Below are 12,001 nucleotides of genomic sequence, written 5' to 3'. Positions count from 1 at the left end.
GCCATCGGCGGCCAGGTCGGCTCCATCGTGGCTGCCCTGCTGGCCGCCTGGATCATTCCGGCCTACGGCTGGAACACCCTCTTCCTGTTCGGGATCGTGCCAGTCGTTTTGACTTACTTCGTCCGCCGGCACGTCAAGGAAAGCGATGAATTTTTAGCAGCCCACAAGAAGGCTGAAGAAACGAGCGAAAAGATCTCCTTTGGCCGCCTGTTCGAAACGCCGCGCCTGGCCCTGCAGACTCTGGGGCTGATGTTGATGACGATCGTGCAGATCGCCGGCTACTTCGGCTTGATGAACTGGCTGCCGTCAATCGTGCAGCAAAAGCAGGGCCTGTCAGTTTCCGGCTCTTCTTATTGGATGATTGCCACTATCGTCGGCATGAGCATTGGGATGATGGTCTTCGGGACGGTCATGGACAAGATCGGTCCCCGCTGGGCCTTCGGCATCTTCCTTCTGGGCAGCGCGGTCGTGGTCTTCGCCATCGTCAACGTGACCAGCTACTGGGCCATGCTTTTGGCCGGAGCCTTGACCGGCTTCTTCTCCAACGGGATGTTCGGCGGCTACGGGGCGGTCATCAGCCAGCTCTACCCGACGGAAATCCGGTCCACGGCCAACAACCTGATCATGAACACCGGCCGGGCCATCGGCGGCTTCTCCTCCGTAATCATCGGCCTTTTGATGGACCACTACAACCTGTACGTGGTCATGGGCTTCTTATCCGCCCTTTACATCATCAGCTTCTTAGTCATGATCACCCTGCCAGGCCTAAAGGAAATTCAAGCCAAGAAGCACGCGGCTTAAAAAATTCCCGCAAACACAAATACCACAGATACAGAAAGAACGGTTCCAAGTCATGGAGCCGTTTTTTTATTGGTACCTACCTTTTGCAAAAGTTGACCAGATCACAAGCTTAATTATTTGCAGTTTTCTTTTTTACCCAACCGCTTACAAAATGGCTTGTTTTTTAATAATCAAAAAAGTGGGCAGTTTTTTTGATTATTCAGACAAATCATAGTACTATATTCTTCGAAAGTTATGCGGCTAGTTATTTTTCTCATTTTTTCTCCTTCAGTCGTTATAATTTTCGGTACTACTGTCCGGCGGCGATCCGAGCATGCCACCTTTCAGTAAAACCTCTTAACAGGTTTTGGAGCGACGCTCTGCCGTGCTTTTGCTTTTCTATTATGTTACTTGTTTTTAGGCAGGCGCTGGCTTCAGACCAATGATATGTATTTCAACATTTTTCGGTTCCTGTCTCTCAGCAGACAGACAAACTTATTTTTTCCTTACTCATCACATGCGGCCGGCGCTTTACTCCTATCACTCGCGCCGACCGTCAAGTAAACTACATTAACTGTAGCAAGCTTAAGTTTTATCACATCACATCACATTTCTAAGAAACGCAGTCCTCTGGGCCGCGTTTTTTATTTCCCGGGAAATTTTTGGCTTGAATTCAGTTATAATATGGGTAACTAATTTCCTTGAGGGAGGCACAAATATGAACAGAAAAGTCCTGCTGGTTGGCGACGGCGCGGTCGGCTCCAACTTTGCCAATGATTTACTGCAAACGACGCGGGTAGACGAACTGGTCATCTGCGATTTGAATAAGGACCGGGCCACGGGCGACTGCCTGGACCTGGAAGACCTGACCTACTTCACGGGCCAGACCAAGCTTAGAGCTGGCGACTACAGCGACGCGGCAGACGCTGACGTGGTAGTCATTACCGCCGGCGTGCCCCGCAAGCCGGGTGAAAGCCGGCTGGACCTGATCAAGAAGAACGCGGCCATCTTGAGGAGCATCGTTGATCCGGTCGTGGCTTCCGGCTTCAGCGGCATTTTCGTCGTTTCCGCCAACCCGGTCGACATTTTGACCACTTTGACCCAGAAATTGTCCGGCTTCCCGAAGAAGCGGGTTATTGGGACCGGGACTTCCCTGGACTCAGCCCGCCTGCGGGTGGAACTGGCCAAGCGGCTGCAAGTGCCGATTGAGTCAGTCAACGCCTGGGTTCTGGGCGAGCACGGCGACAGCAGCTTTGAGAACTTCTCCAGCGCCGTGGTCAACGGCAAGCCCCTGCTTGACTACCCAGGCATGACGGAAGCAGCTTTGGATGAGATTGAGGCCCACGTCCGGGAAAAGGGCGGCGAGATCATCGGCAAAAAGGGCGCGACTTACTATGGCGTAGCCATGATGCTGGCCAGAATCGTGGCGGCCATCTTGGAGAATAACGACCTGGCCCTGCCCCTTTCGGCACCACTGCATGGAGAATACGGGATCAATGACGAGCTTTATTTGGGCACCCTGGCCATCATCAACGGGCAAGGGATCAGCCACGTGCTGGAATTGCCGTTAAACGACAGCGAACTGGCCAAGATGCAGGCTTCAGCCGCGACGATGAAGGAAACTCTGGATTCTTTAGACTAAATAAAAAAGCGTGAAACAAGGCAAAACTTGCTTCACGCTTTTTTGGTTGGATTCTCTATTATTTTGTCTTTTCATTTCTTCTCCCGGTCAGCAACGATGCTGGCGGTGAACTTTTTTAAGGCTGGCGACTGGTCATCAGCTCTGAAGACCAGCTGCATGGTGTAGTTCTGGCTGATCCGGGCCGAGTGGAATCTTTTGAAGACAAGGCTGGCATCCGGCTGGCTGAACTTGTCCAGCAGGTCTTTGGGCAGATAAGCCAGGCCTTGGTCTAAAGAGCAAGCCAAAAGCAGGTTTTCCAAAGACGCGACCCGCTTGATCTGATACTGGCCGACATCGCTGCCCAGTGTCGCCAAAAACGTATCCTGCATGTATTGGGAATTTTCGCTGCTGTAGTAGAGCAGGTCCTTGCCCAAAAGATCCTTTTCCTCAAGATAAGGCTTCTTGGCCAGGGGGTTCTGCCGGCTGAGTGCCAGCATCATCTCCCCTTGATAGACGTCAATAAAGTCGTAGAGGCGGCGGTTGAGCTTGGTGTAGCGGCCATAGTTGTTGATAAAGCCGCAGTCCAGCTTTTTCAAAGCCAGGTCAGACAAGATATGTTCCACTGATTCCTCGACAATATTGAACTTGATCTCATCCTTGCCCTTTTTCTGGTAATTCAAGACCTGCTCACGCAGCAAGACCCCGTCAAAAGCCGAGAAAAAGCCGACATTCAAGTGGCTGACCTCTTCCTGGCCGATCTTCTGGGCCAAGGTTACCATGTCAGAAAATCTGGTCAGATAGTCTTCCACTTCTTTGGCAAAATATTCACCGGCTGGGGTGAGCTTGATCCGGTTGCTGCCCCGGGAAAAAAGCTGCATCCCCAGTTCCTCCTCCAGCCGCTTGATCAAGCGGGAAACCGCCCGCTGGCTGACGTAATTCTCCTCTGCCACGCGGTCGAAGCTGCCTGCCTGGGCAACTTTTACAAACATCTGCAATTGGTTCAAATCCATTTACCCGTACCTCAATGTTCACCTGGCGACCTTTTTACACCTACAATTCTACTACAGGGCCGGCCTATAATGTAAGCGAAAACATGAAGGAGGAAATACAGATGACTTTGAAGAAGCAATACGATTTGGTAATTGTCGGCGGCGGGGCTTCCGGTTTCGCGGCAGGTTATGAAGCAGCCCACAACGGCCTGGACACGGTGATTTTGGAAAAGGGCCACTCAATCGGCGGCAGCGGCAACCACGTTGAAGGTATTTTCGCGGTCAACTCATTCATGCAAAAGAAGCATGACGACTACAAGCTGACTGAAGAAGACGCCTTAAACGAAGAATTGAGCTACTCCCACTACAAGGCTGACACCAACACCTGGAAGCAATACATCGCCGGCTCAGCCGACATCATCCAATGGCTGGACGACTTGGGCGTCAAGTGGCTGGACGTTGAACCTCTGGGCAGCGGCGAAAGAACTTGGCACCTGTTTGACGGCCGCTGTGAAGCTGTCATCCACCAAGTCATGGCACCTAAGTTCCAGGAACTTGGCGGGGAAATCGCTACTCAACACGAAGTCGAAGAACTTTTGACTGAAGGCGGCAAAGTTGTCGGCGTCCGCGTCAAGAACCTGGCTGACCAAACCGTTAGCGACATCAAGGCCAAGAACGTCATCCTGGCAACTGGCGGCTACCTGAACAACAAGGACTTGATCGCCAAGTACACCAACTACAACGCTGACCAATTGATCCCATGCAACTCCGGCAAGAACACCGGTGACGGCCTGGAACTGGCTTGGAATGTTGGTGCCCAGCGTTACGCTATGGGCATGGCCATGCTGTTTGGCGGCTACATCAAGGACCCAGACAAGCCAAGCTACATCTACCGTTACGACGAAATGAACGGGGCAGCCAACCAACAATCACTGCTTTGGATTAACGAAAAAGGGCAACGGTTTGTTAACGAAGAAGTTGTTGACAACTTCTCAGAAGCCGGCAACGCCCTCTTCACCCAAAACAAGTTCTACACTGTCGTTGACCAAAAGACGATTGACCACCTGCAAAACGAAGGCCTCTACAAGGCAATGGGGACTTACGACTACCACGACACCAAGCTTCCACACCTGCAAGCAGAACTTGATGAAGCTTTGGGCCGGAACGCCAAGTTCTTGACCAAGGCTGACAGTATTGAAGAACTGGCTGACAAGCTGAACCTGCCAGAACTCAAGGCAACTGTTGACCGTTACAACGAATTGGCAGCCAAGGGCGAAGACGTTGACTTCGGCAAGAGCAAGGACTTCATGATTCCAGTTGCTGAAGGCCCATTCTACGCTATCGAACAAGGCATCGGCGCCTTCTGCACGATGGGTGGCTTGAAGGTCAACTTGGAAAACCAAGTCCTTGACCAACAAGGCGCAGCTATCGAAGGCCTGTACGCTATCGGCAACGACGCTGCCGGCATGCTGATCGGCGACACTTACGGCCCGAACATGCCAGGTACTGAAGGCGGCTACTGCTTCTACTCAGGCAAGCACGTTGCTGACCTCCTGTCCAAGTAAAGCAAATCTGTTTCTGGTTTCAATACTAAGCAATATACCCTTGATAAAACTTAAGCAAGCAAAAACGAGACAAGCTGAAAGGCTTGCCTCGTTTTTCGCGTGTTATGGAAAAATATCAACAAAAAAGTACTGGATTTTCTATCCAGTACCCTTTCATTAAACCTTTTTGTTAATACCATCCCACCATGGGTCATATGCTCTTTCGCCCCATTTGGATCCGTAGCCGGCAGCACCAATCATTCCGTCAGCCCAGCCTTTTTTACCATCTAAACGAAGAGTACACCATTGGTGGTGAAACTTGTTCCGGTAAACATGCTTGGACTTCATGCCCATGTACTTCAAAACCATCTGTGTTGCATCGGCAGTACCGGCACACGAGCAGTAGCGATTGATAAACACGCCATAAGCCGTATTGTAATAAGGCTTCTTCATCGAGTATCCATCAAACTGGTAAAAGCAATACACATAGTAGGCGGCGAGTCCAGCCCTTTTGAGGTCAGTATCGCCTTTTTCATATCCAATAGCTTTAACGATAGTTTTTGCAATCTTTTGGGCAGCTACTGTATGGTTCCCCAGCTTTGACCGCGAGTAACGATAAACACGGCCATTACGGCCATAAATATACTTTAAGCTCACACCAACAGTTGCAGAGCCATCTTTTTCAAAGTGATATCTTTTGCCGTTGATGGTCTTGTAGCCTGTCGCCTTTTTGCCGTTGCTCAAGTAATAAACTTTATCGCCTGACTCATTGGTTGACCAGCCTTTTTTATGGACAGTGCTCTTCTCTGTACTGGTCGCTTTAGAGCTATCCGAACCCTCTGTGTTCGTCTCAGTATCGTCAGTAAATGGCACTGAACTGGTTTCTGTAGTCTCAAGACCATCTGAATCAATATATGTTCTAGTATAGGTCTCAGCAAAAACTTTCTTGCCTACCGTGTACGATCCCGTTGCAGCAACCAGTGCTAACGCAATGGTTGCTTTCGCCAATAGTTTGTTCATATAAATCCCTTTTCTACACTCAAAATTACAGAACCATCTTAACGGCACCGTACATGCCGGCATCGTTACCCAGTTGTGCCAGGGCAATTTCCGTGCCTTCAGAAGCGTGGAAGGCTGCTTCAACGAAGTACTTTTGCACCGTGTCGATCAAGATTTGGCCAGCCTTGGAGACCCCGCCGCCGATAACGTAGACTTCTGGGTCAAAGACGCAGGAGATGGAAGCCAGGGCAGCGCCCAGGGTCTGGCCGACAAAGTCAACGATTTCCAAAGCCAGCTTGTCGCCTTCCTTAGCCGCGTCAAAGACAGCCTTGGCGTCAAGTTCTTCAACTTCGCGCAGGCTGGATTCTTCATTGCTTTCCATCAAAAGTTCCTTGGCCTTGCGGGCAATGCCAGTCGCGGAAACGTATTGTTCCAGGTGGCCCTTCTTGCCGCAGCCGCAGAGCTGGGTTTCATCCTTGTTGACCAAAAGGTGGCCGATTTCCCCGGCAGCACCGAAAGCACCAGCAACGATCTTGCCTTCAGAAATGATCCCGCCGCCGACACCGGTACCCAGGGTGACCATGACCACGTTTTGGTGGCTTTCGCCGCCGCCTTGCCACATTTCGCCCAAAGCAGCCGCGTTGGCGTCGTTGGCGACCTTGACTTCGTCCAGGCCAGTCAGCTTGCGGACCTTTTCAGCCACGTTGAAGACGCCCCAGCCCAGGTTGACGCAGCGGTTGACGATTTCATCGTCCAGGATTGGACCTGGCACGTCGATGCCGATCCCGGCTACTTCTTCCTTAGGAATGTCCAGTTCCTTCAGCTTGTCATTCAGAGAAGCCGCGATGTCAGGCAGGATCTTGGCCCCGTTGCCTTCTTTTCTGGTTGGAATTTCCCACTTTTCGGACAATTCGCCGTTGGTTTCAAACAAACCAATCTTTACAGTGGTACCACCAATGTCAACACCAAATGCATATTTCTTCAAAGTAGTTGCCTCATTTCTTCAATGTACTCTTTTTGCTAGTCCTATTATAAAGAAGAATTCTAAATTGCGAAAGCGCTTCGGCTGACTTTTTGAGAAAATTATCAGAGATGTGACATTTTTTCCAAATAACAAAAAGATGCCCCCTGTAAGGAGGGCATCCCTATTGATTATTCAGCGTCTGGCCAAACTTCCTTAGCCGTGTCGATGACCAGCTTGATCTTGGCCCACTGTTCTTCGTCAGTCAAGTGGTTGCCTTCTTCAGTTGAGGCAAAGCCGCACTGAGTGCTGAGAGCCGTGGTTGCCAATGGGTGGTACTGGCCGGCTTCCTTGATCCGGGCCTTCAAAGCTTCCGGGTCTTCCAATTCCGGCTTCTTGCTGGTTACCAGACCTAAAACAACTACCTTGTCGGCAGGCACTTCAGCCAAAGGAGCAAAGTCGCCTGACCGGTCGTCATCAAATTCCAGGTAGAAGGCGTCCACCCCTTTTTCCTTGAAGACGTAAGGAGCTGCTGGGCCGTAGCCGCCTTCTGAAGCCCAAGTTGAGTCGTAGTTGCCCCGGCAGATATGGGTCGTGATCCGCAAGTCTTCTGGCAGGTCAACCAGGGCATTTTCATTGATTTCCTTGTACAGCTGCAGGACTTCTTCACGCTTAAGGTGGCCTTCGTCAAAAGCATGCCAGAAACTGTCGTTGACCAAGACGCCCCAAGTACAGTCGTCCAGCTTGATGTCACGCGCGCCATGCTTGTACAAGTCCAAAATCAATTCCCGGTAGACCTTGGAAACGTCCTTGGCCAGTTCTGCCCGGTCTGGGTAAACGGCATCAGTAGCCGCGATCAATTCATCGTTGCGGCAGATCAGTTCACAGTAGAGCTGAGCCGGGGCAGGGATGCTCTGGCGGGCTTCAACGCCAGCCGCATCCGCCAAAGGCTTGAGGAAGTCAAAGGCTGCCACGTCCGGATGGCCGGCTTCATAAGTCAATTTGCCAACCAACTTGGCCGCGTCTGGCCGGGTTTCTTCATCATGGAAGAAGTAGCCATGATCAGCCCGTACGTGTTCTACCCCGCCAAAGCCCCAGAAGGTATCCAAGTGCCAATAGCTGCGGCGGAATTCCCCATCAGAAACCACCTTTAAGCCGGCAGCGACTTCTTTTTGCACCAGGTCCTTGATTTCCTGGTCTTCTACGGCCGTAAGCTCGGCCTGGCTGATTTCGCCGCGGGCAAATTTTTCCCGGGCTTCCTTTAATGCTGCTGGACGCAAGAAACTGCCGACAATATCGTAACGTGGAAATGACATCTGAATTACCTCCGAAGTTTTTAAATCGTGTTTTTAATTTGCTCTTAATGCTTGTTATTATAGCCAGATCTGGTTATGATTGAAAATAGCTATTTTTATCAAGTATCGATAGGTTTAAACTATGGAGGTTCAACCATGCGCATCCAGCAATTGCTCTATCTGCAAAAAGTCGTCGCCCTCGGCAACATAACCGAGGCAGCCAAAGAGCTCTTCATCGCCCAGCCTACCCTGTCCAGTGCCATCAAGCAGCTGGAAAAAGAAATGGGGATCACCATCCTAATCCGGGGCAAAAAAGGGGTGACCTTAACCGAAGATGGCCGGGAATTTATGCAATACGCCCAGCAGATCCTGGACCAGGTCCAGCTGCTTGAACGCCGCTACGGCGACCAGGCCAGCGCGCCGAAGATTTTTTCCGTGGCAGCCCAGCACTACGCCTTCGCCGTTGACGCCTTCGTCCAGCTGTTAAAAGAAATCGGCCAGAGCGACTACCAGGCCAGCCTCAAAGAAATGCGGACCTATGAAGTCATTGAAGACGTGGCCAACCTCCACAGCGAGATCGGCATCGTCTACCTCAGCCGCTACAACCGCCAGGTCATGGAAAACAGCTTCCAGGAAAAGGAGCTCAGCTTTACCCCCCTCTTCAAGGCCCGGCCCCATGTCTTTTTATACAGAAACCATCCCCTGGCCGGCAAAAAAGTCATCTCTTTAGCAGACCTGTTGCCCTACCCCAAGCTCAGCTACGACCAGGGCCAGCACAATTCCTTCTATTACTGGGAAGAGACTCTGGCTGACCAGCATTCACCAAAGTCCATCATCGTCAGTGACCGGGCCACCCTGTTTAACCTGGCGATCGGCTTAAACGGCTATACCATCTCTTCAGGGATCATCAACGCCGACTTAAACGGGGACGACATCATCGCCCGGCCTTTGATCAGCGACGAATACATTGAAATCGGCTACCTGACCAACCGCCTGCACCAGCTCTCCTCCATCGGGCAAAAATACCTGGGCTATCTGCGGCAAAGCATTGAAAAGAATGCCAAGAGCTAAATTAATTTATTTCTAATAAGTCCCGCTTGCCTTTTTCTTAAAAAAAGCCAGTCTCGCTTAATTTTAATAACTTTGCCGGCTATACAAGGTTTGCCAAACGGCTATTTTGTAGTAAAATTAAAAGATATAAACGGACTCAGCGTTTTGCTTTGAGCCAGATAAATTTTAACTTAGCATTAATCAAGCATTTTTTCAGCTCGGAAGAAATGCCAACACTGGAGGTTTAGACAACTATGGGTTGGATACTTTTAATTTTAATCATCATCATCTGCGTCGGTACCTACATCAACTCCCGCAATGAAAAGAAGAAGCAGACCAAGCTGTGGGCAGAGCGGCAAAAGGACAGCTACGTTCCGCCAATGCCGATCATCAGCCTGGAGACGGTTGATGGCGCCAACAAGCTGGTTGTCAAGAACGACTCCAGCGTCTACTTCACTCAATACGAAAAGGGCAAGGCTCCTTGGCCAGGCGGCGTTGAAAACTTCAGCGTCTACTACGACAAGGACACTAAGCACTTGTTGATCTTGTCTTTGGTACAAGAAAACGACAACATCGACTTCGGCGAAGTTGACCCAGAAGCAACTGAAAAGTTCCTGGCTGTCTTCCAAAGCGTTGGCGGTCACCTGGCTCAGCACTACGAATTGCTGACCTTGAACAAGGTTGACTCCAGCGACCTCAACCTGGCAGTCAAGTCCAGCCCGGCCAAGGTCTACTTCTACACTGAAAAGTCAGCAACTGACGGCAAGAAGCGCCTGTACTTCTCACCAGACCCGACTTCAACCGCCTACAAGCTTTTGGGCGTGGCAGTCAGCGATGGCGAAAGCGGCGAAAAGAGCGTCGACCTCAGCCTGGAAACCTTCAAGGGCGTCAAGGGTTCAATCTACACGACCCTGTCAGATGCCGGCGTGAAGGACCTGCAGGAAAACTTTGCCTAAACAGCATATGAAATCAGCAGTCTTCCCTTGTGGAAGGCTGTTTTTTTATTCTCCTATTGCACATTGCCACTAGTTCGTGATAGTATATTAACCATAAAAGCGTTTTCTTTATTGATGATTACGCAAATCAAAAAACAGGCTTTTTATATAAAAAAAGAATGATGAGGATACTAGCATGACTAACGAAACCGAACTTTTGCAAGCCGTTCAGCAATTGGCAGACAAGGACGTGGCGCCTTTTGACCTGCAGATCGACCGCCAGGCCAAGCTGCCAAACGGCCTCTTCCAGAAGATCGTTGACCTGGGCCTTTTGAAGGCAAAAATTCCTAAGGAATATGACGGCCTGGACGTCTCTGCCATGACCGCCGGCAAGATCGTCAACATCCTGGCCAAGGCCAACGCCAGCGTCGGCGTAATGCTGGAAGGCCACTACAAGAGCTGTGACCAGCTGGCCAAGTACGGCACTGAAGCAGCCAAGAAGCGCTACTTTGCCTGGGGCGCCCAAGCCATCCTTGGCTTCTCCAACACTGAACCGGAAAGCGGCTCTGACCCAAGCAAGCACCAGTCCTACGCCGTTGAAAAAGACGGCCGCTGGATCATCAACGGCGACAAGGTCATGATCACCAACGGGACCCTGGCCCAAGTCTACTCAGTCAACGTGAAGACTGGTCCTGACGAATACTCTGTCTTTATCGTGGACAAGGGGATGCCAGGCTTCTCCTTCGGCTATGTTGAAAAGTTCATCGGCCTGCGCGGCATCCCTTGCGGGGAAGTCGTCATGGACCAGATCGAAGTGGGTCCTGAGAACATGCTGGGCAAGCGGGGGCAAGGTTTGGAAATTGCCAACAACGCCCACGACGATGCCCGTTACCTCATGGGTGCCGTTTTGACTGGGATCCAGGAACACGCCCTTGATATTGCCAAAAACTACGCGGCTAAGCGCAAGTCAGGCAATACCCTGCTCAAGGACATGCAAGTTACTCAGTACAAGATCACCAAGATCGCGACCAACAAGGAACTGACCCGCCTGGTCTACCAAGAAGCCGCCCGCTTGAAGGATGCCGGCCTGCCATACATGGAACAATCAGCTATGGCCAAGTGCTTTGGCAGCAAGGCAGCGGTTGAATCCTGCGACTTGACCCTGCAGATCATGGGCGGCTACGGCTACAGCGCTGAATTTGCCCCAGAACACCTGATCAGAGACGCCAGAGCCATGGAAATTGCTGAAGGTACCCTGGAAAAGATGTACACGGAAATCAGCAATGCTGAAATGGCTGACGTAGCTGTAGCAGCTGACCGCCAGCCAGCTGACTTGACTGACCTTGACCCGATCCTGCCGCTTTTGGAAGCTGCCAAGACTACCAAGAGCACGGTTGACGCGGTAACCAGCCCGTCACAAGCAGCCAGTCTGCCAAAGGCCAAGATCGTTCTGGCCCTGGGCCGCGGTGCCAACAAGCCGGAAACTATTGCTTTGGCCAAGCAAGCAGCTGAAAAGCTGGGCGCTGAAATCGGGGTTACCCGGCCATTGGTTGGGCCAAACTTCAACCGTGGCCAGCAGCTCGGCGTCAACGGCCACAAGATCAAGCCAGACGTCTTGATCAACCTGGGGATTGCCGGCGCGCCGCAATACACCATGACGACTGACAAGGCCAAGACCATCGTCTCCGTTAACACCAACCCGAACGCTATCGTCTTCGAAGGCTCAGACTACCGCTACGTCGGCAGTGCTGAGGACTTCTTGAAGCAGCTCCTCAACCGTTTGGGCTAAAAATTAATAACCGCCAGCCGTTGGTATTTAACCTCGGC

General features: G+C 51.3%; 10 protein-coding genes. 6 read left to right on the top strand and 4 right to left on the bottom strand.

Features of this window, described 5'->3' with window-relative positions; all coding sequences use genetic code 11:
* Together lacNas_RS02210 and lacNas_RS02205 are read left to right on the top strand one after the other, a co-directional pair.
* On the top strand, window positions 1-801 hold an 801-nt coding region (locus lacNas_RS02210), incomplete at its 5' end, for an MFS transporter (RefSeq protein WP_201346541.1).
* Window positions 802-1,498: 697 nt separating this feature from the next.
* The gene (locus lacNas_RS02205; protein ID WP_201330027.1) at window positions 1,499-2,422 is read left to right on the top strand and encodes an L-lactate dehydrogenase; all 924 of its coding nucleotides are present in this window, start codon (window positions 1,499-1,501) and stop codon (window positions 2,420-2,422) included.
* A 71-nt stretch (window positions 2,423-2,493) separates the two neighbouring features.
* On the opposite strand, the gene lacNas_RS02200 is transcribed toward lacNas_RS02205, so the two are convergent.
* On the bottom strand, window positions 2,494-3,411 hold the full coding sequence (locus lacNas_RS02200) for a LysR family transcriptional regulator (protein ID WP_201330026.1): 918 nt from the start codon (window positions 3,409-3,411) through the stop codon (window positions 2,494-2,496).
* Window positions 3,412-3,512: 101 nt separating this feature from the next.
* Here lacNas_RS02200 and vprA point away from each other — a divergent pair, with 101 nt between their 5' ends.
* Window positions 3,513-4,955 (top strand): vinyl phenol reductase, encoded by a 1,443-nt coding sequence (gene vprA, locus lacNas_RS02195; RefSeq protein ID WP_201330025.1) that lies wholly within the window; start codon window positions 3,513-3,515, stop codon window positions 4,953-4,955.
* A gap of 156 nt (window positions 4,956-5,111) precedes the next feature.
* On the opposite strand, the gene lacNas_RS02190 is transcribed toward vprA, so the two are convergent.
* The 3 genes from lacNas_RS02190 to lacNas_RS02180 all read right to left on the bottom strand — a co-directional run bounded on the left by lacNas_RS02190 (window position 5,112) and on the right by lacNas_RS02180 (window position 8,210).
* Window positions 5,112-5,954 (bottom strand): hypothetical protein, encoded by an 843-nt coding sequence (locus lacNas_RS02190; RefSeq protein ID WP_201330024.1) that lies wholly within the window; start codon window positions 5,952-5,954, stop codon window positions 5,112-5,114.
* Between the two features lie 25 nt (window positions 5,955-5,979).
* The gene (locus lacNas_RS02185) at window positions 5,980-6,918 is read right to left on the bottom strand and encodes an ROK family glucokinase (protein ID WP_201330023.1); all 939 of its coding nucleotides are present in this window, start codon (window positions 6,916-6,918) and stop codon (window positions 5,980-5,982) included.
* Window positions 6,919-7,085: 167 nt separating this feature from the next.
* Window positions 7,086-8,210, bottom strand: coding sequence for a 5-methyltetrahydropteroyltriglutamate--homocysteine S-methyltransferase (locus lacNas_RS02180; protein ID WP_201330022.1), 1,125 nt, complete (start codon window positions 8,208-8,210; stop codon window positions 7,086-7,088).
* Between the two features lie 135 nt (window positions 8,211-8,345).
* Here lacNas_RS02180 and lacNas_RS02175 point away from each other — a divergent pair, with 135 nt between their 5' ends.
* The 3 genes from lacNas_RS02175 to lacNas_RS02165 all read left to right on the top strand — a co-directional run bounded on the left by lacNas_RS02175 (window position 8,346) and on the right by lacNas_RS02165 (window position 11,963).
* Window positions 8,346-9,260: a LysR family transcriptional regulator gene (locus lacNas_RS02175; RefSeq protein WP_201330021.1), complete on the top strand. Its 915-nt coding sequence runs from the start codon at window positions 8,346-8,348 to the stop codon at window positions 9,258-9,260.
* A gap of 233 nt (window positions 9,261-9,493) precedes the next feature.
* On the top strand, window positions 9,494-10,195 hold the full coding sequence (locus lacNas_RS02170) for a hypothetical protein (protein ID WP_201330020.1): 702 nt from the start codon (window positions 9,494-9,496) through the stop codon (window positions 10,193-10,195).
* A gap of 175 nt (window positions 10,196-10,370) precedes the next feature.
* Window positions 10,371-11,963: an acyl-CoA dehydrogenase family protein gene (locus lacNas_RS02165; RefSeq protein WP_201330019.1), complete on the top strand. Its 1,593-nt coding sequence runs from the start codon at window positions 10,371-10,373 to the stop codon at window positions 11,961-11,963.
* Window positions 11,964-12,001: the final 38 nt, after the last annotated feature.

It is taken from the genome of Lactobacillus nasalidis, assembly GCF_016587775.1.
In the GTDB taxonomy this organism is placed as follows: Bacteria; Bacillota; Bacilli; order Lactobacillales; family Lactobacillaceae; genus Lactobacillus; species Lactobacillus nasalidis.
This window is presented reverse-complemented; position numbering and strand designations above follow the sequence as displayed.